At 68.5% G+C, this 21,160-nt stretch carries 20 protein-coding genes; 9 read left to right on the top strand and 11 right to left on the bottom strand.

The features are described 5' to 3' along the window. Window positions 1-54 precede the first annotated feature (54 nt). Window positions 55-915, bottom strand: a complete 861-nt coding sequence (locus Q0833_RS14910; protein ID WP_298436540.1) for a branched-chain amino acid aminotransferase — start codon at window positions 913-915, stop codon at window positions 55-57. A 96-nt stretch (window positions 916-1,011) separates the two neighbouring features. Between Q0833_RS14910 and Q0833_RS14905 the strand changes: the two genes are divergently transcribed. Together Q0833_RS14905 and Q0833_RS14900 are read left to right on the top strand one after the other, a co-directional pair. After that, a complete protein-coding gene (locus tag Q0833_RS14905; protein WP_298436537.1) occupies window positions 1,012-1,467 on the top strand; it encodes a pyridoxamine 5'-phosphate oxidase family protein in 456 nt (151 codons plus the stop codon). Next, entirely contained in the window at window positions 1,464-1,952 is a 489-nt protein-coding gene (locus Q0833_RS14900; protein ID WP_298436534.1) for a YdcF family protein, read from the top strand. Before Q0833_RS14905 ends, Q0833_RS14900 begins: the two co-directional genes overlap by 4 nt. Here Q0833_RS14900 and Q0833_RS14895 read toward each other — a convergent pair. The 3 genes from Q0833_RS14895 to Q0833_RS14885 form a co-directional block, all read right to left on the bottom strand. Beyond that, a complete protein-coding gene (locus tag Q0833_RS14895; protein ID WP_298436531.1) occupies window positions 1,924-4,221 on the bottom strand; it encodes a glycosyl hydrolase family 28-related protein in 2,298 nt (765 codons plus the stop codon). The genes Q0833_RS14900 and Q0833_RS14895 overlap by 29 nt on opposite strands. A gap of 159 nt (window positions 4,222-4,380) precedes the next feature. Next, window positions 4,381-4,776 (bottom strand): DUF4864 domain-containing protein, encoded by a 396-nt coding sequence (locus tag Q0833_RS14890; RefSeq protein WP_298436528.1) that lies wholly within the window; start codon window positions 4,774-4,776, stop codon window positions 4,381-4,383. Window positions 4,777-4,815: 39 nt separating this feature from the next. After that, window positions 4,816-6,399 (bottom strand): lysine--tRNA ligase, encoded by a 1,584-nt coding sequence (locus Q0833_RS14885; RefSeq protein WP_298436525.1) that lies wholly within the window; start codon window positions 6,397-6,399, stop codon window positions 4,816-4,818. Window positions 6,400-6,467: 68 nt separating this feature from the next. Between Q0833_RS14885 and Q0833_RS14880 the strand changes: the two genes are divergently transcribed. Next, the gene (locus Q0833_RS14880; protein WP_298436522.1) at window positions 6,468-6,884 is read left to right on the top strand and encodes a tellurite resistance TerB family protein; all 417 of its coding nucleotides are present in this window, start codon (window positions 6,468-6,470) and stop codon (window positions 6,882-6,884) included. A gap of 4 nt (window positions 6,885-6,888) precedes the next feature. Here Q0833_RS14880 and Q0833_RS14875 read toward each other — a convergent pair whose 3' ends face one another. After that, window positions 6,889-7,053, bottom strand: coding sequence for a hypothetical protein (locus Q0833_RS14875; protein WP_298436520.1), 165 nt, complete (start codon window positions 7,051-7,053; stop codon window positions 6,889-6,891). Between the two features lie 126 nt (window positions 7,054-7,179). Between Q0833_RS14875 and Q0833_RS14870 the strand changes: the two genes are divergently transcribed. Beyond that, window positions 7,180-8,082: a LysR family transcriptional regulator gene (locus tag Q0833_RS14870; RefSeq protein ID WP_298436517.1), complete on the top strand. Its 903-nt coding sequence runs from the start codon at window positions 7,180-7,182 to the stop codon at window positions 8,080-8,082. Here the strand turns inward: Q0833_RS14870 and Q0833_RS14865 are convergent. Together Q0833_RS14865 and trpS are read right to left on the bottom strand one after the other, a co-directional pair. Further along, the gene (locus Q0833_RS14865) at window positions 8,079-8,849 is read right to left on the bottom strand and encodes an endonuclease/exonuclease/phosphatase family protein (RefSeq protein ID WP_298436514.1); all 771 of its coding nucleotides are present in this window, start codon (window positions 8,847-8,849) and stop codon (window positions 8,079-8,081) included. The genes Q0833_RS14870 and Q0833_RS14865 overlap by 4 nt on opposite strands. Window positions 8,850-8,938: 89 nt before the next feature. Next, window positions 8,939-9,952 carry a tryptophan--tRNA ligase gene (gene trpS / locus Q0833_RS14860; protein WP_298436511.1) on the bottom strand — a complete coding sequence of 338 codons (1,014 nt, stop codon included), beginning with the start codon at window positions 9,950-9,952 and terminating at the stop codon, window positions 8,939-8,941. 81 nt (window positions 9,953-10,033) lie between these two features. Between trpS and Q0833_RS14855 the strand changes: the two genes are divergently transcribed. Further along, complete coding sequence (locus Q0833_RS14855) at window positions 10,034-10,735, top strand: rhomboid family intramembrane serine protease (protein ID WP_298436508.1); 702 nt, start codon at window positions 10,034-10,036, stop codon at window positions 10,733-10,735. Here the strand turns inward: Q0833_RS14855 and murJ are convergent. Beyond that, entirely contained in the window at window positions 10,726-12,306 is a 1,581-nt protein-coding gene (murJ, locus tag Q0833_RS14850; protein ID WP_298436505.1) for a murein biosynthesis integral membrane protein MurJ, read from the bottom strand. The genes Q0833_RS14855 and murJ overlap by 10 nt on opposite strands. Before the next feature lie 308 nt (window positions 12,307-12,614). On the opposite strand from murJ, the gene Q0833_RS14845 reads away from it, so the two are divergent. Further along, window positions 12,615-13,247 (top strand): MSMEG_1061 family FMN-dependent PPOX-type flavoprotein, encoded by a 633-nt coding sequence (locus tag Q0833_RS14845; protein ID WP_298436502.1) that lies wholly within the window; start codon window positions 12,615-12,617, stop codon window positions 13,245-13,247. Between the two features lie 37 nt (window positions 13,248-13,284). On the opposite strand, the gene Q0833_RS14840 is transcribed toward Q0833_RS14845, so the two are convergent. Next, window positions 13,285-16,029 (bottom strand): [protein-PII] uridylyltransferase, encoded by a 2,745-nt coding sequence (locus tag Q0833_RS14840; RefSeq protein ID WP_298436922.1) that lies wholly within the window; start codon window positions 16,027-16,029, stop codon window positions 13,285-13,287. A 25-nt stretch (window positions 16,030-16,054) separates the two neighbouring features. Then, window positions 16,055-17,242, bottom strand: a complete 1,188-nt coding sequence (locus Q0833_RS14835; protein WP_298436499.1) for a penicillin-binding protein activator — start codon at window positions 17,240-17,242, stop codon at window positions 16,055-16,057. A 106-nt stretch (window positions 17,243-17,348) separates the two neighbouring features. Between Q0833_RS14835 and rsmI the strand changes: the two genes are divergently transcribed. The 3 genes from rsmI (at window position 17,349) to gshB (ending at window position 19,633) form a co-directional block, all read left to right on the top strand. Beyond that, a complete protein-coding gene (gene rsmI, locus Q0833_RS14830) occupies window positions 17,349-18,203 on the top strand; it encodes a 16S rRNA (cytidine(1402)-2'-O)-methyltransferase (RefSeq protein WP_298436497.1) in 855 nt (284 codons plus the stop codon). Then, entirely contained in the window at window positions 18,200-18,556 is a 357-nt protein-coding gene (locus tag Q0833_RS14825) for a YraN family protein (protein ID WP_298436494.1), read from the top strand. The genes rsmI and Q0833_RS14825 overlap by 4 nt, the downstream gene beginning before the upstream one ends. Before the next feature lie 114 nt (window positions 18,557-18,670). Continuing rightward, entirely contained in the window at window positions 18,671-19,633 is a 963-nt protein-coding gene (gshB, locus tag Q0833_RS14820; RefSeq protein WP_298436491.1) for a glutathione synthase, read from the top strand. Here gshB and Q0833_RS14815 read toward each other — a convergent pair. Then, a complete protein-coding gene (locus Q0833_RS14815; protein ID WP_298436488.1) occupies window positions 19,630-21,138 on the bottom strand; it encodes a YifB family Mg chelatase-like AAA ATPase in 1,509 nt (502 codons plus the stop codon). The genes gshB and Q0833_RS14815 overlap by 4 nt on opposite strands. Between the last annotated feature and the right edge of the window lie 22 nt (window positions 21,139-21,160).

Raw genomic sequence — 21,160 nt, 5'->3', positions numbered from 1 at the left:
ACGCGGCCCGTTGCGGGTCATGCTACCATACCGCACCGCATCGCGCAGCACTTCTCAGGCCGAGAGCGCCCAATCCCAATACATGTCGCGCACCCGCCGCGTCACCGGCCCGACCTGGTAGGTGCGGTCGTCGAACCCGGTCACGGGCGTCACCTTGGTCAGGTTGCCCGACAGGAACACCTCGTCGGCATCGCGGAAATCGTCGAAGGTCAGCACCGTCTCGTGCACGGCCTGCCCCTCTCGGGCGAGGTTCGCGATGTGGCGCGCCCGCGTGATGCCCGACAGGAAGGTGCCGTTGGCGATCGGGGTGAAGACCTCGCCATCCTTGACCATGAAGACGTTGGATGTCGCGCTTTCGGCCACGTTGCCCATCGCGTCGGCCACCAGCGCGTTGCCGAACCCCTTGGTCTGCGCCTCGGCCAGCATCCGGGCATTGTTGGGATAAAGACAGCCGGCCTTCGCGTCGCAGACATTGTCTTCGAGCACGGGCCGCCGGAACCGCGTCGTCGTCAGCGTCGTCGTCTTGTCGGGGGCGAACATCGGCACCTCTTCGAGGCAGATCGCGAAGCCCGTCGCCTCGCCCGAGGGCACAAGACCCAGCTCGCTGCCGTGGATGCCCCAATACATCGGCCGGATGTAGATCGCCGCATCGGGCGCGAAGCCCTCCAGCCCCTCGTGAACGAGCTCGACCATCCGTTCGGGCGTCACCGTCGGCGTCAGCATCAGCGCCTCGGCCGAGCGGTTCACACGGGCGCAGTGCCGGTCGAGGTCGGGTGTCACGCCCTCGAAACGGCGCGCGCCGTCGAACACGCTCGATCCCTGCCACATGCCGTGATCCGCGGCCCGCATGATCGGAACATCGCCATCATGCCACGTGCCGTCGAACCAAGTTCTGATATTGCTGCCAAATGCCATCGCGCGCCTCCCCCGGACCGGGCGGAGGGTAGGGCCGCCTCCGCCCAGCGTCCAGCCGGGGCTTGAGCCGCGGCACCGCGCGGGGGAGAACGGTCCATGCCCGAAACCCATCACCCGCCCGACGCCGAGATCCGCGCCCTTGCGGCGCGCCTTGTGGGAGTGAGCCACGGCGCGCTCGCCACCTCGCTGGACGGGGCGCCGCTTGTGACGCGCGTAGGTTGTCTCTGGCTCGACGGGGCGGGGATGGGGCTTCTGATCTCGGACCTGTCCGACCACGCGCGGGCGCTCGCGCAGGATCCGAAGGCGGCGATCCTTCTGGGCGAGCCGGGCGCGGGTGGCGACCCACTGACCCATCCGCGCCTGACGGTGCGCGGCACGGTACATGCGCTGGACAAGGACGCATGGCGCGAGACGTGGCTCGCCGCGCGCCCGAAGGCCAAGCTCTATTACGACTTCACGGATTTCCGGCTTCTGGTCCTCGAGCCGTCCGACGCGCTCCTGAATGGTGGCTTCGGCCGCGCCAGCCGCCTTGCGCCGTCGGACCTGCCGTGACCGTCTTCGCCATCGTCCTCGGGGCCGCCGTTCGCCCCGACGGCACACCTTCGCCCACGCTCGATCTGCGTTGCACCCATGCGGCGACGCTCCATAGCGCAGGGCGCGCGGACCTGATCTGCACCACGGGCGGGCCGGGCCGGCACGGTCCGCCCGAAGGCGATGTCGCAGCTGCCCGGCTGCGCGCGCTGGGCGTGCCCGACGCGGCGATCCGGATCGAACGGACCTCCCGCACGACCCACGAGAACATCGTCAACGCGCTCGCCCTCGCACCCGACGGCGCGCATATCCTTCTGATCTCGAACCGCTGGCACCTGCCGCGCGCCGCGCTGATCGCCCGGCTGATGGGCCGCCGCGTCGCGACCTCCGGGCTGCGGGCGACCGCGCCGCCCCTGGGAACGGCGCGCTCCATCCTGCGCGAGGCGCTCGCCACGCCCCTCTCGGCGGCGCGCGCACTCAGGTCGGCGCGTCGCAGCGGGCGGTGACGAACACCTTGCCCCGCGCGGGTTCGGACCAGTTGACTCGAACCGATTGCCCCGTCGTCCCGAACCCCGCGAAGCCGTAGGGCATCGTCCAGACGGTCCCGTTGCCCACGTCGCGGATGCGTCCCTCGGGGCAGATCGCCGACACCACCCGTGCCTCGCCCCCAAAGGGCAGGTAGTCGGCCAGGTCCACCTCCCAGGTCGTCTGCGCCGTGTTTTCCACCAGCTGCACGGTGATCGGGTTCTGGAACTGCATCTGGACCGCGTGGAACGTGTTGGAGTGCACGTTCACGTCGGTGAACCGCGACGTGTCGAGCGGCGCGAAGCTGTCGTCGACATACTCGGCGCGGTCCAGCGCCTGACCCTTGATCGTCTTGAAGTTGTTACCCGTGATCGTGAGGCCGTTGATGAAATGCCCCGGCCCGTAGGGCTTGATGTGGATCGACGCATAGCTCCGCGGCACGTTGGACGAGAACATGATGTTGCCGATGATCTGGAGGCCCCCGAAGCTCAGCTCCGAGTTGAAGGCCGGCGCGCCGTCATGCTCGTTGGTCCATTCCAGATAGCAATTGTCGACGTAGTTGCCGACGAACACCGTTTTCGACTGCGCTTCGGCCAGCACCATCCCGGCCGTCCGCTGGCCCAGCGTGGTGTTGTCGCCCTGGAAGAAGTGATTGCCCGTGATGATGTGCCCCGAGCCCGAGATCACCGCGAAATGCCGGAACTTGTTGGCGCGATTGTTGCGGATCTTCGTGTCGTTCTTGTTGACGTTGAAGCCGATCGTCTTGCGGTCGGGCACGTCGAGCTGGTTCTCGACCGACAGGAACTGGCACCGGTCGATCAGCATCCCCTGGCAACCGGTCGCGTGGCTGGTCAGGCCGCGATCCTTCGGGCCGGTGAAGAAGCAGTCCTTCACGTGGAAGATCAGCCCGTTTGCCGGCAGCAGGATGCCCGAGGCCTTCCCCGCCATCAGGATCTCGATATCCTCGAGGACGAAGCGCTGCAGGTTCGCGAAGCCCGAGAAATCCAGCGCGTATTTGAACCGCTCGAACGTGTAGGTCTGCTGCGGCGGCGCACCGTAGAGCGGCACGCTCAGCGTCAGCGTCTGGTTCGAGATGTCGCGCGCCGCGACATAGACCTCGCGGCCCACCCCGGTCGGCGCGGTCACCAGCGATCCGACCGGGATATTCGCCACGTTGGTCACGTTGGACAGAAGCCGCGTGTCATTGGTGTCGAAGTCGCAGGCCTGTGTCACGACATCCGTGTCGAAGGCCGGCCCGTCCGCGATCTGCACCTGTCCGTTCTTGATGGCGCGCTGGTTGGCATAGGTCGTCTTGTCGTTAACCGCCGCCTGCACGTCGAGCGGCGCGGTCAGCTCGACCCTTCGCCCCATCATGTCGAGCACGTCGTGATCGGTGAAGTTGAACAGCGCCTGGATAGCCTTCTTGAAGCCCGTCTCCTCGTCGCCGAACGCGTCGATATAGCTGTTGAGTTCGAAATTCTGGGTCAGGCTCAGGCGCTTGTCGACGGGCATCTCGACCCGACCCACGAAGCGGACCGGCGCGTCGAACGTGACGTGATCCGTCAGGCGATAGACCCCCTCGGACACCAGGACCGCGCCGCCCCGCGCGGCGGCGTCGGCGGCCGCGAAGGCCGCCGTGTCGTCGGCCACGCCATCACCGACCGCGCCGAAATCCCTGACATCGACCCAGTCCATCATGCTGCGCAGAAAGGCGCCCGTGACGTCCTCGACGACGATATCCTCGATCCGGACGATCCCGCCGCTCGACCCCGTCAGGTCCAGACCGACATGGGCATGCGCCACCGCGCTCGACCACGGCATGTCGACGCCACCCCGCGCACCGGTGCCGATGATGGCCGTCACCTCCTCGACGCGGCCGTAGGCGCCGAGCGTCAGGGCCGGACCCGTCGTGGCAAGGCCGGTGGCCACCGCGCCGCTCGACAGGACCGGCGTCGCCGCGACCCGCACCGTCGGCAGGTTTCCCGCGATCGCCTTCACCCGAAGCCTCACCCGAAGGTAGCACCCCGGAACGATAGGCGTCGCGCCCATCCAGCGCAGCGTTTGGGTGGTTTCGGTCTTCTGCATCTCGAGGCAGCCGCCGAAATCCTGATCCGCTGGCACGAAGACCGCGTTCCCCGAAGATGCGTAGCTGTCCGATCCGGGCAGGCCATCCTGCCGCGACCAGACCGTCAGGTCGGGCACGAATGCCGGGGGTGAGAGCACCAGTCCGTCGGTGATCGCCTTGTTCATGCCTATCGCCTCCGCAAGCCGTCGCAAACGAAAAGGACCGCCCAGGCGGCCTGCAGCCGGGCGGTCCTCGAAATCTGGAATGCGGAACGATTCCCGCCGATATCCGAAAAGCTGAGCCCGAGCCCCTAACGGTCGGTTAACGGGCGCGGCAGGGGCGGCTCAGACCCCGATCTGGCCTTGCGTGACGAGCTCGACGCCCGCGATCCGCCAGCCCTCAGGCGTCTCGACCATCGTGTAGATCAGCGTGTGCAGCCGTCCGGCCCCGTCGGTCACCAGCACGTCCTGCTGCCAGGTGGCGCCTCGTTCCTCGGCCGAGAGATACTCGACCTCGGCCGGGCGCCAGACCATCGGATAACCCTGCCGCACCATCGCGCCGAACCGGTCCGGCGTCCCGAAGATGCCCTTGATGTTCGGCGCGGCGTAGTCGAACGCCCCCGCGAAATCGTCGGCCCGGAAGGCGTCGATCTGCGCGCCGATCACGCCGCGGATCGCGCCCTCATCCGCCTGCGCGGCTCCGGCCGTCGCCAGCATCGCTGCAAGGATATACCGTTTCATCGACACGCCCTCCGTTTCGCGAAGGACCTAGGGCGGCCCCTAGCCCGCGGCCACCCCGGCCAGCTCGCCCGCCAGCGCCCGGTCGATCAGGTCCGCCGTCTCGGCCACACCGAACAGCGCGATGAACCCGCCGAAGCGCGGTCCCTGATCGGCGCCCAGCAGCACCTGGTAGAGCGCCTTGAACCAATCCCGCATCGGGTCGAACCGCGCGCGTCCGACATCGTAGACCAGACCCTGCAACGCCTCGTCCGTGGCCTCGCCCTGCCAGCTCCGCAGCCCGTCGCGCAGCGCCTCCAGCGCCTCGCGCTCGGCATCCGTGGGCAAACGGTAAACCTTAATCGGCTTAACGAAATCGTTGTAATATCGAACGGCCCCCGCGGCGGCCGCGTCCATCTGCGGATTGGCTTCGGGCGAGGCGTCGGGGGCATAACGATTGATGAATCCCCACAACACATCCTTGCTTTCCGCCCCCGAAACGCTCGCGATGTTCAGAAGCATCGAGAACGGCACGACCATGTCCGAGGCGGGCACGTCGCCCCCGTGGATATGGAACACCGGGTTGTTCGCCTGCTGTGCCGCATCCTGATCGGGATAGGCGCGCAGCTGCTGGTGGTATTCGTCCAGCGCCTTCGGGATCACGTCGAAATGCATCCGCTTCGCCGTCTTCGGCTTCTGGTACATGAAATACGACAGACTCTCGGTCGCCGCATAGGTCAGCCACTCGTCGATCGAGATGCCGTTGCCCGAGGATTTCGAGATCTTGTGCCCCTCGGCGTCGAGGAACAGCTCGTAGGTGAAATGCTCCGGCGCCCGCCCGCCCAACACCCGGCAGATGCCGTCATAGATCGGCGTGTTGGTCGAATGGTCCTTGCCATACATTTCGAAGTCGACGCCCAGCGCGGCCCAACGCGCCCCGAAATCCGGCTTCCATTGCAGCTTCACATGTCCGCCTGTCACCGGCAGCGTCCATTCCCGCCCGTCGGGATCGTCGAAGGTCACGGTCCCCGCGGCCGCGTCCACGTGCTTCATCGGCACATAGAGGACCCGGCCCGTCTCGGGATGGATCGGCAGGAAGATCGAATAGGTCTCGCGCCGCTCGTCGCGCAGCGACTTCAGCATGATCGCCATCACGTCGTCGTAGCGCTCGGCCGCGCGCCGCAGCACGTCGTCGAACTGCCCCGAGCCGTAGAACTCCGTGGCCGAGATGAACTCGTACTCGAACCCGAACGTGTCGAGGAACCGGCGCAGCATGGCGTTGTTGTGATGCCCGAAGCTCTCGTAGGTGCCGAACGGATCGGGCACGGAGGTCAAAGGCTTCTGCAGATGCTCGGACAACGCGTCCGGGTTGGGCACGTTGCCCGGCACCTTCCGCATCCCGTCGAGATCGTCCGAAAAGCACACAAGCCGCGTCGGAATGTCCGAGATCACCTCGAACGCGCGCCGCACCATCGTCGTGCGCGCAACCTCGCCGAAGGTCCCGATATGCGGCAGGCCCGACGGCCCGTAGCCCGTCTCGAACAGGACGTGGTCCTTGCCCGCACCCTCGACCCGTTTCAACAGCTTGCGCGCCTCCTCGAACGGCCAGGCCTTCGATGTCAGGGCGGCGTCGCGCAGCGTGCTCATGGGGGTGTCCTCTGCTAGAAGGCCGCACCCCTATTGCGGCCCACCTGCGCCGTCAATAAATCCCCCCCATGACCGATGCCAGCTTCTCCGCGCAGGACGCGCTCATTGCCGTGATGATCACCGTGTCGGCTTCCGACGCGACGATCCGCACGTCCGAACTGCTGACGATCCAGTCGGTCGTGAACCACCTGCCGATCTTCGCGGGGTATGACGAGGACCGGCTCGAGACGATCGCCCAGACCGTCTTCGACCTGCTCGAGGAGGAGGACGGGCTCGACGCGATCTTCGGCCTCGTGCGCGAGGCGCTGCCGATGACCCATGGCGAGACGGCCTACGCGCTGGCCTGCGACGTCGCCGCCGCCGACGGCAGCCTCCTGCAATCCGAGCTGCAACTGTTGCGCGAGATCCGCTACGAATTCGATATCGACCCGCTCCACGCCGCCGCGATCGAACGCGGGGCGCGGGCGCGTCACATGACGCTCTAGCGCGTCAATCGGCCAGACGGACGCTACCCTTCGTCGAAAGCGGCACGACGAGCGGCTTCGGGAAGTCCAGCCGCGGCGTGAGATCGCCCATCGCGATACCCAGGGCGGTCGCCGGGCCGCCGGTCAGAAGCGTGGCGGCCAACAGGGCCGCGGGAACGATATGTTTCATGTCCAGATCCTCGTGAACGCGCCTCTTCTCGGCAAGGCTGCCCGAAGTGTCGCCGCTATGCAGACCGGTGAGAATTTGCGAAGCTGACGATCTGATCTGCGAATTTGCATAGTTTGAGCGTCCCGAGTGTTTGAATGGTCCGATATCCGTGTTTTTCTCGCCGTGATGGCCGAGGGATCGGCTGCCGCCGCGGCCAAGCGGCTCAACACCAATCAGACGACGATCAGCCGACGCATCGCCCGGCTCGAGACCGCGCTCGGTCTGACCCTGTTCGAGTTCGGCGCGCGGGGCGCCCAGCCGACCGTCAACGCCCGCGCGCTCCTGCCCGACGCCGAAGCGATGGAGGCGAGCGCGTCGGCTCTCTTGGCGCGCGCGAGCGAGCGGCAGCGCGACCTGACCGGCATCATCAGGCTGACGACGCTGGCCGGCGTGCCGCGATACCTGACGGGACTTCTGCGCGATTTCCAATCGGCCCACCCCGGCATCAGTTTCGACATCGACATCTCGACGGAGGTGGTGTCGCTCGAGAAGGGCGAGGCGGATATTGCCATCCGTGTCGGCGACCAGCTGCCCCCGAGTGACCTGATCGCGCGGCGGGTGCTCACCCACCCCTGGGGCATCTACGGCGCGGATGCGCATATCGCGGAACACGGGATGCCCCGCGGTTTCGACGAGTTGAGCCGTCACGCCTTCGTCGCATACGCCCCGTCGGTCGAAACCCAGATCACCCTCGTCGCGACCGCCCAGTCCCGGTTCACCCCGAGCCGGGTCGCGTTCCGGGTGACCAAGATCGAGGTCATGCTCGATCTTATCCAGGCCGGCGAGGGCTTCGGTCTTCTGCCGCGCGCGCTGGGCGACACGGCGCCCGGCATTTCCTACTGCTTTTCCGAGCCGGACCTGACCGAGACGTTCTGGCTGGTCTGGAGCCTTGGGGCCGAGGCCGCGCCCCATACCGCCGCCTTCCTGCGCTACTGTTCCGCGAACATCCCCGGGATGATCGCTGCCTTGCCGCAAGGCTGGCGTGCTTAGGGGCCATCCGCCAACGCAACATCCGCCACGATGCCGCGGTGGTCCGACCCCAGCCAAGGCCGGGCCGCGACGGTCCCTCCGCCGGGGGCGAGCACGATGTCGATCGGTAGGGGGAGGCCGAGAAGCGAGAACGTCGCCCGCATCGGCCCCGCCACCCGTGTGCCCGTCAGGTCGGCGATGCGTCCCACCCGCCCCGTCCATGGAAAGATATTGAAGTCGCCCCCCATCACGACCGGCCCGTCCAGCGACCCCAGAAGGTCCAGCGCGGCGGCGTCGTTTTCCGCGCTGTCATGGGGCCAGGGCCAGGGCAGGTGGATCGCCGCCAGCCAGATCCGTTGGCCGTCGATGCGGATCGGGGCCGCCGCCACCGCCCGCGCGCCCGAGCACCGGGGCGCACCGTCGAACGGGTGCTTCGAGGCGACGACGATCCCGCTCCAGCGCGACGGCTGGCAGCGGTGCTGATGCGGGAACGCGTCGGCCAGCGCCTCAGGCAGCCCTGCTTGGTCGGCCGACACCTCCTGCAGGAACACCGCGTCGACCTCGGCCGCGAGGATGTCGGCGGCCAGCGCGTCGATCTCCTCGTTCAGGAACCAGACGTTCTTCGAGTAGATGCGCAGGTCACCGCCCGGCGCCTGCGGCATGAGGTGCGGCAGGATCGTCGCCGCCCCGGCCAGCGCCACAGCCCCGAAGGCCAGGCGCAAGGGCCACGGCCGGGCCGCCAGCCCCAGCAGGCAGAGCACGATCGCCACGGGCCGCAGAAGCCCCAACGCATCCCCCGCCCGGTGCAGGTCGCCGGCGAACCCGGCCGCAAGCAGAACGGCGCCAAGGCCCCCCAGCGCGACCGACAGCCGCCGGATCAGCGCACCATGCCCACGATCTCGTAGGTCCGCTCGAGGATCGGGACCGTGATCTCCCGCGCCCGCTCGGCCCCGCGCGCGAGAATGCGGTCGATCTCGGCGGTGTCATCCATCAGCCGCGCCATCTCGGTCGAGATCGGGGACAGCTTCGCCACCGCGAGATCGGCCAGATCCGCCTTGAAATATCCAAGCTGCCCGCCCGCCTTCTCGGAGAGCACCTCGCCCACCGATCGCCCGTCGAGCGCCGCGTAGATGTTCACGAGGTTCGCCACGTCCGGCCGTCCCGCCAGCCCGTCCACGTCGCCCGGCAACGGGTCGGGATCGGTCTTGGCCTTCTTGAACTTCTTCGCAATCGCGTCGGCACCGTCCGTCAGGTTGATGCGGCTCGCGTCCACCGGATCGGACTTGGACATCTTCCTTGTGCCGTCCTTCAGGCTCATCACCCGCGTCGCCGCGCCCTCGATCACAGGCTCGGTCATCGGGAAGAACTCGACGCCGTAGTCATGGTTGAACTTGGCCGCGATGTCGCGCGTCAGCTCAAGATGCTGCTTCTGATCGTCGCCCACGGGCACGTGGGTCGCGTGGTAGATCAGGATGTCCGCCGCCATCAGCGCGGGATAGCCGAAGAGCCCCAGCGACGCGCGCTCGGCATTGGCGCCGGCCTTGTCCTTCCACTGGGTCATCCGCTCCATCCAGCCCATTCGGGCGACACAGCTGAAGATCCAGCCGAGCTGCGCATGCTCGGGCACCTGGCTCTGGTTGATGAGGATCGAGCGTTCGGGATCGATGCCCGACGCGAGGAACCCCGCGCAAAGCTCGCGCGTGTTGTGGCGCAGCGCGGCCGGGTCCTGCGGCACGGTGATCGCATGCAGATCGACCATGCAATAGACGGTCTCGTGCGTCCCACGCTCCTGCCAGTCGACGAATTTGGTGATCGCGCCCAGATAGTTGCCCAGCGTCAGCCCGCCCGAGGGCTGGATGCCGGAGAAGACGCGGGGAGTGAACTGGGCCATCGGGGCCTCCGTCGGACTGGCGTTGCGGTGCGGCATCGCTTAGCCACCGGGCCGACGCCCGTCAACGCGAGGCCCACGCCCATGTCAGCGCCCCACGATCCGCGCAACCAGAACCCGTTCCACGCGCTGCCCCCGGTGGTTACCGCCATCGCCGTCGTCATCGCCGGGATCGAGATCCTGTTCCAGCTCGGCACGCTGGGCCTCGTCGGCGGGCGCGAAGCGGTCGGCTGGCGGCTCGACGCGATCCGGGACTGGGGCGTCGCCGATGCCGTCTGGCAATGGATGTGGGAGAACGGGACGATCCTGCCGGCCGAGCTTCTGCGCTGGCTCGCCTACCCGCTGATCCATGGCGGCTTCACCCATGCAGCCTTCGTCGTGGTGTTCGTGCTGGCGCTGGGCAACGTGATCTCGCCCTTCTATCGCGGCTGGCGCGTGGCGGCGCTGTTCTTCGGCTCGGCCATCGCGGGGGGGCTCGCCTATGTCGTTCTCTTCGACGCGAACGCCCCGCTGTTCGGCGGCTATCCCGGCGCCTACGGGCTGATCGGTGCCTTCACCTACCTGACCCAGCGGGGCCTGACGCCAGCCGACCCGTCGAAAGCGTTTCTCCTGATCGGCTTCCTTCTGGCGATCCAGCCCATCTTCGGACTGGCCTCGGGCGCGGGCTTCGCGTGGCTGCCGGACTGGATCGCGGACATGGCCGGGGCCGCGGCGGGCTATGGGCTGGCGATCCTGCTCTTTCCCGGCGGCATGTCGACGCTCCGGGACCGGATGCGTCACCGCTGACGGCGGAGCGCGCCGCGCAGCTCCGACAGCTTCACGGCCCCGAAGGCCTGCGCGAAGCCGAAATAGGACAGCATCCCGAGCCCCACCAGCACGGCCAGCGCGAGCGCACGCCACGTCGTGCCGAACATCGGTCCCAAGACCACCATCGTCACCCAGAGCACGACGCCCATGGTCACCGCCGCCAGCGGGATGCGCCAGGCCCGCGTCCGCGCGCGGGCGTCCAGCGCCGCGACCTCGCCCATCCCGCGCGCGCCACGCCAGAGCAGGGCCACCATCGCCCAGGCGGCCAGGGTCGTGCCGAAGGCGGCGGCGGCGAAGCCGATCACCGGCGCCAGCCCGATCGCCACGACCGCGTTCACAATCAACGACACAACCGCGTAGCGCAGCGGCCGGCGCGTGTCCTCGCGCGCGAAATAGAGCGGCTGCAACACCTTCTGGAGCACGAAGGCCGGCAGGCCCAGCGCGTAGATCATCAGCGCCACCGCCGTTGCCGCCGTGTCGTCCGGCCCGAACGCGCCCCGCTCGAACAGGACCGACACCAGCGGAAGCGGCACCACGAGGAGGGCGACGGCGGACGGGATCGTCAGAAGCCACGAGAACTCGAAGGCGCGGGAATAGGCGGCGCGCTGGCCGTCGGTGTCGGCGGCGCGGACCCGACGGCTGAGATCCGGCAGAAGCACCACGCCGATCGCGATGCCGACCACGCCCAGCGGCAACTGGTAGAGCCGGTCCGCGTAGTTCAGCCACGCGACCGCACCCTCGAAATAGCTGGCCACCTGCCGCCCCACGAGTAGGTTCACCTGCACCACGCCGCCCGCCAGCGCCGCCGGTGCCGCGATGATCAGCAGGCGCTTCAGGTCCGGCGTCAAGCGTGGCCGCCGGCGCGGCAGGAGCCGGTGCCCCGCCCGCGCCGCGGCCCACCAGACGAGACCCAGTTGCACCGCCCCGCCGAGCGGCACGGCCCAGATCAGCGACCGCCCCGGCAGAAGCTCCGGGATGGGCGAGGCCAGCGGCGGCAGCAGGTGCGGCGCGAACCACGTCACCGCCAGCGCGCCCACGAACACCACATTCAGAAGCGCAGGCGCCGCGGCGGCGGCCAGGAACCGGCCCGAGGAATTGAGCACGCCCGACACCAGCGCTGCGAGCGAGATCAACAGGATATACGGAAACGCGATCCGCCCGTAGGTCACGGCCAGCTCGAAGCGCAGATCGTCCGCGAACCCGCTCGCCATCGCCAGCACCAGCGCGGGCATGAACACGATCCCGGCGACCGAGAACAGCGTCAGGATTACCACCATCCCCGCCACCGCGTCCCGTGCGAAGGCGTCGGCCTCCGCCCCGTCCGCCTCCAGCTTCTTGGCGTAGAGCGGCACGAACGCCATGTTGAACGCGCCCTCGGCGAAGAAGCGTCGGAACATGTTCGGTAGGCTGAACGCCACGAAGAACGCCTCCGCCACCGCGCCCGTCCCGAGAAATCGCGCGATCAGGATGTCGCGCACGAACCCGAGGACGCGGCTGAGCAGGGTCCAGCCACCGACGGTGAGGAAGCCTTTGATCAGGCGGGGGGCCATGGGCGGGGTCCTTGGCAGCGATGCGTTGCAAGCGGTCTATCGGGTGGCGACTTGGGGGGACAGGGCGCTGATACATTCCGCGCCTGTCGGGACCGGAGCAGGCCTTTCCATAGGCCGCACCGGTTTCTACGGCACCAACGCATCCCGCTGGACCGATCGAAGACGGGGCCAACGCACATATAGACGGGCGATTCTGGCATCTCCTGATCTCCATCCCGTCTGTCCGGCAATTGGACAGGATCGCGAGGTTGCTCCTACATTGGGGACAGGTGTTGCCGAACTGTCCGTCATCAGGAAGGCCGGAAGCCATGTATGAACCCAAGCATATCGTCACATCGGAATCCGAGATCCGGACCGTCATTCCGGGAACCTTCGAGCGGCAGGTCCATAAGGTCATCGATCATGTCGACGACAACGTCCGCGTCTGGATCGAGCGATCCCCGTTCCTGACCATGGCAACGGTCTCCGCAGACGGGGCTGTCGACGTATCCCCGAAGGGCGACCCGGCGGGGTTCGTGAAGGTGCTCGACCGCCAGACGCTGGCCATCCCGGACCGGCCCGGCAATCACCGCTTCGACAGTTTTCTCAATATCCTCGAAACCGGACATATCGGCCTGATGTTCATGGTGCCCAATCGACGCGAAGTGGTCCGCGTGAACGGCACCGCGCAGATCGTCCGGGACGAAGACCTGCGATCCCAACTGGCCGTCGAGGGCAAGGTCCCGGACTTCGTCGTCATCGTCCATGTCGCCGAAGCCTTCTATCACTGCGGGAAAGCCGTGATCCGATCCGGGCTCTGGGAGCCCGAGAAGGCGGCGTCCATCGAAGGGCTGCCGACCTACGGGTTTGCCCTCAAGGCTCATGGATCGCTCGACACCCCCCTGGAAGAGATCGAGCGACTGACCCAGAACAACGAGAAGAACCGCCTCTACGACGAGTAGTCGGAGCGGAGGCGGAACCCGAGGGTCGCCATCCCCCTCACGCCCCCGCGCGCTCGGCCGCGCGGTCGATGGCGGCGCGCAGCTTCTTCTCTAGCGCGGCCTGCTTGTCCTTCGACCAGAGCTTCAGGCCGAACAGGTCCTTGACGTAGAACGCGTCCACCACCTGCGCGCCGTAAGTCGCAATCACGGCCTGCGCGATGGTGATGTTGGACTGCGCCAGCACCTGCGTCAGGTCGTAGAGGAGGCCGGGGCGGTCGCGGGTGTCGACCTCGATGATGGTGTAGATCTCGGACCCCTCGTTGTCGAAATCGATGTTGGTCTTCACCTGGAACTTGCGCTCGCGCTTCTTGATCTCGCGGCCTTCGAGGGCGGCACGGGTGGCGACCTCCCCCTTCAGGATCTTCTCGATCATCGAGCGCAGCCGCGGCAGGCGCGACGCCTCGTAGGGGTGGCCGTCGCCATCCTGCAGCCAAAACACGCTGGTCGCGAAGCCGTCCTTCGAAGTGTAGGTCCGCGCGTCCACGATGTTCGCGCCGACAAGGCTTAGCGCGCCGGCCAGCCGCGAGAAGATGCCCGGATGGTCCTGGCAGGCCATCAGCACGCGGGTCGCGTCGCGTTCCTCGTCGGCCTCCAGCTCGACCCGGACCTCGCCGTCGGGCAGGTCGCGCAGGAGCGTGGCGAAGCGGACCTGAGCCGCCGTCGGAATGCCCTGCCAATAGGGGCCGTAATGGCGGCCGATCTCGGCGCGCTTGTCGGCCTCGGGCCAGTCGGGCAGCGCCGTGCGGAAGAGGGATTTGGCCTTGGCCTCGCGCGTCTCGCGGTTGACGTCCTCGAGCCCGTTCTCCAGCGCCGCCGCCGTCGCCCGGTGCAGCGCGCGGATCATCTGGGCCTTCCAGTTGTTCCAGACGTTCGGGCCGACGCCGCGGATGTCGCAGACCGTCACCACCGTCAGCAGGTCCAGACGCTCGCGGGTCTTCACCGCCTTGGCGAAGTCGCGGACGGTGCGCGGGTCGGAAATGTCGCGCTTCTGGCTCATGTCGCTCATCAGCAGGTGATGGCGCACCAGCCATTCGACGGTCTCGCATTCCTTCGGCTTCAGCCCCAGCCGGGGTGCGACCGTACGGGCGATCCGCGCGCCGAGGATCGAGTGGTCCTCGGGCCGTCCCTTGCCGATATCATGGAGGAGGAGAGCGACGTAGAGCACGCGCCGGTTCACGCCCTTCTCGAGGATGCCCGAGCAGAGCGGCAGGCTCTCGATCCGCTCGCCCCGCTCGATCTGCGCGAGGTTCGAGATCACCTGGATCGTGTGCTCGTCGACCGTGTAGCTGTGATACATGTTGAACTGCATCATCGCGACGATGGGCGCGAATTCGGGGATGAAGGCCGAGAGGATCTCCAGCTCGTTCATCCGCCGCAGGGCGCGTTCGGGATTGCCGTGCTTGAGGAGGAGCCCGAGGAACAGCTTCGCCGCCTCCGGGTCCTCGCGCATCTGCTGATCGATCAGGTGACGGTTCGCCGCCAGGAGGCGCATCGCGTGCGGATGCAGGAGGAGCGCGGTGCGCAGCGCCTCCTCGAAGATGCCCAGCAGGTTCAGCTTGGTCCCGAGAAAGGCCGCCTCGTCGGCCACGTCCAGCCGGCCCTGCCGCTCGACATAGGGCGCGCGGACCCGGCGGCGGCGCTTGAAGAGCGCGAGAAGCCCCGGCTCGGATTTCACATTGTCGGCCTCGAGCGCGACGAGAACGATCCGCGTCAGCTCCCCCACGCGGGTGGCATGGCGGAAATAGGCCTGCATGAAGTGTTCGACCGCGCGCCGTCCGGCATGGTCCGAGTAGCCCATGCGCGCGGCGACATCGACCTGCATGTCGAAGGACAGGATATCCGCACCGCGCCCCGCTATCAGGTGCAGGTGGCAGCGCACGCACCATAGGAACCGCTCGGCCGCCTCGAAGGCGGCGAACTCCTCGGCGGTGAAGACGCCCAGATCGACGAGCGCTGCCGTCGTGTCGACATGGTAGCGATACTTGGCGATCCAGTAGAGCGTCTGGAGATCGCGCAGGCCGCCCTTTGCCTCCTTGACGTTCGGCTCGAGGATGTAGCGCTGGCCACCCTGCTTGCGGTGCCGCTCGGCGCGTTCGGCGAGCTTGGCCTCGATGAATTCAGGAGCCGTATCCGCGAAGAGATCGGACCAGAGCCGCGCCTGCAATTCGCCCGCGAGATCCGCGTCGCCGCAGATGGGCCGCTGTTCCAGAAGCGCGGTGCGGATGGTGAAATCCTCGCGCCCGAGCCGGATGCAATCCTTCACCGTGCGCGTCGAATGCCCGACCTTCAGCTTCAGGTCCCAGAGCATGTAGAGCATCGATTCCACGACGCTCTCGACCCAGGGCGTGACCTTCCACGGCGTCAGGAACAGAAGGTCCACGTCCGAAAACGGCGCCATCTCGCCCCGGCCATAGCCGCCGACGCCGAGCACGGCGAACCGCTCGCCCTCGGTCGGGGTGGGGCAGGGGTGCAGGACGCCCGTGGCCATGGCCCAGACGCATTGCACCAGCCGGTCGGTCAGGAAGGCGTAGGATTGGGTGACGCGGCGCGCACGTGTCGGGTCATCGGCGAAGCCCGCGGCGATCGCCGCCCGGCCCCGGTCCTGCGCGGCCCCGAGGATCGCCACCGTCTCGCGGCGCGGATCCTCCGAGCGTGCCGCCGCGGCCAGTGCCGCCGCGACAGCGCGCTCGTCGAAGATCTCCGCCTCCGCCGCGATCAGGGGCGCGGCGGGGGCGGGGGGCAGGGCGAGGGCGAGGGCGGCCGGTGCGTTACGAACCGGCGAGGCTGTTGGGGGCAGGGCTGACCACCTGTATCTGACGGTTCACGATCTGCGCGACGGCCAGCGCACGCTGGATCGTGCCGTCTGCGCGCAGGCGGAATACCCCGTTCGTGCCCGCGAAGCCAGCGCGGTTCGTCAGCGTGGAGCGCCCCACCGTGCCGCCGTTGCGTGCGATGGCGCCGATCGCGGCCATCCCGTCATAGGCCAGACCGGCCAGCGGATGCGGATTGCCGCCATTGGCCGCGGCGTAGCGGGCGGCGAATTGCTGGCCCGGCGCGGGGTCGGGCAGCGCGAAATAGCCGCCCTGCAGGCCCGGAAGCTGGACCGCCTCGGCGGGGATGTCCCAGCGGGTCAGCCCGAGAAAGCGGAACTCCTCGCCGCCGATCCCGGCCTCGGTCAGGAGCTGCGCCATCACCGGCAGGTCGCCGGATGTGTTGCCCGTCAGGAAGACCGCGTTGGAATTGGTCGCCCGCGCCTGCGCCGCGATGGTCGGGACGGCCGAGACGATGCCCTGCTGGCTGAGGTCGTAGGCGACCGATCCGGTCACCTGCGCGCCCGATCCTTGCGCGGCGCGCACGATCGCGGCCTGCGCGATCTGGCCGGCGGTCTGGTCGTTATGGGTGACCAGCACGCGGTTGCGACCCTGACGCGCGGCATAAGTCAGCAGGCGTTCGGCGGTGTTCTCGAAGGTGTTGCCGAGCACCCAGACATTGCCGCCCGCGATCGATGTGTTGTTCGAGAAGCTGAGCACGGGGACGTTCGATCCCGCCGCCGCGACCCCGGCGGCCGCCGCGTTGTCCGCATAGAGCGGGCCGAGGATCACCTGCGCGCCCGCGGCGACGGCCTGCGACGCCGCGCCCGCTGCGCCGCCGGGCGTGCCCTGCGTCGGATAGACCGTCAGGTTGACCGCGCCCGCGCCCAGATCCGCCACCGCAAGCCGGGCCGCGTTCTCGAGGCTGCGCGCGACGCCCGCATCGGTGCCGCGGCTCGACCCGTGGGGCACCAGGAGCGCCACTTCGGTCGCGCCGCTGCCGCTGACCCCGGCCCCGCCCGAGCCGCCGCCGGGCAGCGCGACATTACAGGCGGCGAGTGCGCCGGATACGAGGGCGAGCCCCGCCGCCTTGCGCGCGCGCCCTGCCAGTGAGACCCATAGCGATCGGACGGACGTGATGGACATTGTGGTGTGCTCCCCGGAACTCGCCCGTGTCCGGGCATATCTTGTTCGCGGTCAAGCTAGTGCGCGCTCCGGGGCGCGTAAACGACGAATGGGGCGAGGGAGCGAAATGGCGGGAAGCGGCACGATCGAACCGGGGCTCCACCTCGTGGCGGTGCCCATCGGGGCGGCGCGCGACATCACGCTGCGCGCGCTCGATCTTCTGGGCGGGGCGGACGTGCTGGCGGCCGAGGACACGCGTTCGCTCCGCCGCCTGATGGAGATCCACGGCATCGCACTCGGTGATCGAGCGCTGGTGCCCTATCACGACCACAACGGCCCCGCCGCGCGACCGCGGCTGATGGCGGCGCTGCGCGACGGCAAGTCGGTCGCCTACATGTCCGAGGCGGGCACGCCGCTGGTGGCCGATCCGGGGTTCCAGCTGGGGGTCGAGGCGCGCGAGGCGGGGATCGCAGTGCGCGCCGCACCGGGGGCCAGCGCGGTGCTGGCCGCGCTCTGCGTCGCGGGCCTCCCGACCGACCGGTTCCTCTTCGCGGGCTTCCTGCCGCCGAAATCGGCGGCGCGGAAGGCGGCCTTGGCCGAGCTTGGCGACGTGCCGGCCACGTTGGTCCTCTACGAGTCGCCCAAGCGGCTCGCGGCGTTCCTGCGGGACGCCGCCGCCACCCTCGGACCCCGCCGCGCCGCGATCTGCCGAGAGTTGACGAAGAAGTTCGAGGAGGTGCGGACGGGCGATCTCGTCGCGCTCTCGGAGGCCTACGCGGCTGAAACTCCGCGCGGCGAGATCGTCGTCGTGATCGACCGCGCCGCGCGCGCGGAGGCCGATGAGGCCTCGCTCCGCGCGGAACTGGCCGCCGCGATGGAGGGCGGGTCGGTAAAATCCGCGGTAAAAGACGTTTCCGAACGGACCGGTGTGTCGCGTAAGCTGATCTACGACCTGGCGCTTCGGATGAAGGACGACGGATGAGCGGATCGATGTCATACCATGCCGGCCTCGCGGCGGAAGACGGTGTGGCGCGCCTCTATGCCCGTGCCGGTTGCCCCGTGCTGGCCAAACGCTGGCGCGGCCAGGGCGGGGAGATCGACGTGATCGTCTCCGACGGCGACGAGACGGTCTTCGTCGAGGTCAAGAAAAGCGACACCCACGCCGCCGCGGCCCAGCGCATCACGCCCCGTCAGACGAAGCGCATGTTCGATTGCGCGGGCGAATACATGGCCGGGCTTCCCGACGGGCTGAACAGTTGCGTCCGCTTCGATGTCGCCCTCGTCGATGCCACCGGCCGAATCGAGATCATCGAGAACGCGCTCTATACCTGCTGATCGGTCGTGCGGCTCCGGGCTGCGCATCTGCGCAGGGGCGGTCCCGCGCAGGGCACGTTGCCTCCCCGTCGCGGCTGCGCCATCTAGAACGGACATGCCAGGCTGGAGGCCCCGATGTCCGATACCCCGTCCGCCGCACCGCTTCGCGTCGCCTTCCAGATGGACCCGATCGAAGATGTGAATATCGACGCCGACAGCTCGTTCGAGCTGGCGATCGCCGCGCAGGCGCGCGGGCACGAGATCCACTACTACACGCCGGAACGGCTCGCCTATGTCGAAGGGCGCATCGTCGCCAAGGGGCAGGCCATGACGCTGCGCCGCGAGGTCGGCAACCATGTCGATCTCGGCCCGCTCGAGATGCTCGACCTCGCCGATATGGACGTGATCTGGCTGCGGCAGGATCCGCCCTTCGACATGTCCTACATCACGACCACCCACCTCCTCGACCGCATCCACCCCGACACGCTCGTGGTCAACGACCCCACCTGGGTTCGGGGCTGGCCCGAGAAGCTGATGGTGCTCGACTTCCCCGATCTCACACCGCCGACGGCCATCGCGCGCGACCTCGAGACGCTGAAGGACTTCAAGGCCCGGCATGGCGACGTCGTCCTGAAGCCCCTCTACGGCAATGGCGGCGCAGGCGTGTTCCGCCTGACGCCCGAGGACCGCAACCTCAACTCGCTCCACGAGATGTTCAGCGCGATCAATCGCGAGCCGCTGATCATGCAGAAATTCCTGCCAGCCGTTTCGAAGGGCGACAAGCGCGTGATCCTTGTGGATGGCGAGCCGGTCGGCGCGATCAACCGCGTCCCCGCCGCGGGCGAGACCCGGTCGAACATGCATGTCGGCGGCCGTCCCGAGAAGGTCGACCTGACCGCGCGGGATCGCGAGATCTGTGCCGCGATCGGCCCCCGCCTGCGCGAGGCGGGCCAGATCTTCGTCGGGATCGACGTGATCGGAGACTGGCTGACCGAGATCAACATCACCTCGCCCACAGGACTGCAGGAACTCCGTCGCTTCGACGGCACCGATGCCGCCGCCCTGATCTGGGATGCGATCGAGCGCCGGCGCGCCTAGGGCTGGGTCACCAGCCGGTAGGACAGCGCTTCGGCCACATGCGGGCGGCGGACGCCGTCGCTGGCGTCGAGATCGGCGATGGTGCGCGCGACCTTGAGCACCCGGTGATACCCGCGCGCCGAGAGGCGGAACCGGTCCGCGGCCTTCAGGAGCATGTCCTGCCCATCCGCGTCCGGCGTCGCCACCTCGGCCAGCGCGTCCGCCGCGACGTCGGCATTCACGGTCACCGCCGGATCGTCCGCGAAGCGCTCGGCCTGCCGGGCGCGGGCGGCGGCCACGCGGGTCGCCACTTCGGCCGAGCCGTCGCCCGATTGCGGCAGGGACAGGTCCGCGATCTCGACCGCGGGCACTTCGAGGCGCAGGTCGAACCGATCCATCAGGGGCCCGGAGATCTTCTTCATGTAATCCTCGCCGCAGACCGGCGCGCGCGAACAGGCGGCATCGGCATCGAACAGCATCCCGCAGCGACAAGGATTGGCGGCGGCCACCAGAAGGAAGCGGCAGGGATAGCGGACATGGGCATTGGCGCGCGCGATCGTCACCTCGCCCGTCTCGATGGGCTGTCGGAGGGATTCGAGCACCTCGCGCTGGAACTCCGGGAACTCGTCCATGAAGAGCACGCCGTTATGGGCGAGGCTGATCTGCCCCGGCCCCGCGCGCTTGCCGCCGCCGACGATGGCCGCCTTCGACGCGGTATGGTGCGGCTCCTGAAAGGGCCGCGCCTGCAGGATGCCGCCCTCGTCCAGCGTACCGGCGAGCGAATGGATCATCGAGGTTTCAAGCGATTCCATCGCCGAGAGCGGCGGCAGGAGGCCCGGCAGTCGCGCGGCCAGCATCGACTTCCCCGCGCCCGGCGGCCCGGACATGAGGAGATGGTGGCGACCAGCGGCGGCGATCTCGAGGGCGCGCTTGGCGCGCTCCTGTCCCCGCACATCTCGCAGGCAGGGTCCGGCGATCGGGTCGGGCAGGCGACCCCTCGCGGCCCGGTCGAGCGGCGCGTTGCCCGTCAGGTGGTCGATCAGAGCCTTGATCGATCGCGCCGCATAGACCGGCGTCGCCCCGACCCACGCGGCTTCGGGGCCGCAGGCTTCGGGGCAGAGGAGATCCGCGTCGAGCGATCCCGCCGTCACCGCCGCGGGCAACGCCCCCGCCACCGCGACGAGGCTGCCGTCGAGGGACATCTCGCCGATGCTGACCGCGCGGGCGACTGCCTCAGCCGGCACCAGCTCCAGCGCCGCCAGCAACGACAGCGCGATCGGGAGGTCGAAATGCGCGCCCTCCTTCGGCAAGTCGGCAGGCGAGAGATTCACCGTGACCTTCTTCGAGGGAAGCGCGATGCCCTGCTCGGCCAGCGCGGTGCGGATGCGGTCGCGCGCCTCGGACACCGCCTTGTCGGGCAGGCCGACGATCGAGAAGCCGGGCAGGCCGGGCGAGACCGCGCATTGCACGTCCACGGCACGGGCTTCGAGACCCTCGAACGCCACCGTCGTGGTATGTGCCAGCATGCGGGGGCCCTTCCCTGTCACC

Origin of the sequence: uncultured Jannaschia sp., from assembly GCF_947503795.1 — a bacterium.
Taxonomy (GTDB): Bacteria; Pseudomonadota; Alphaproteobacteria; order Rhodobacterales; family Rhodobacteraceae; genus Jannaschia.
The sequence above is the reverse complement of the archived record's forward strand: the minus strand, read 5'-3'. Positions and strand labels throughout refer to the sequence as shown.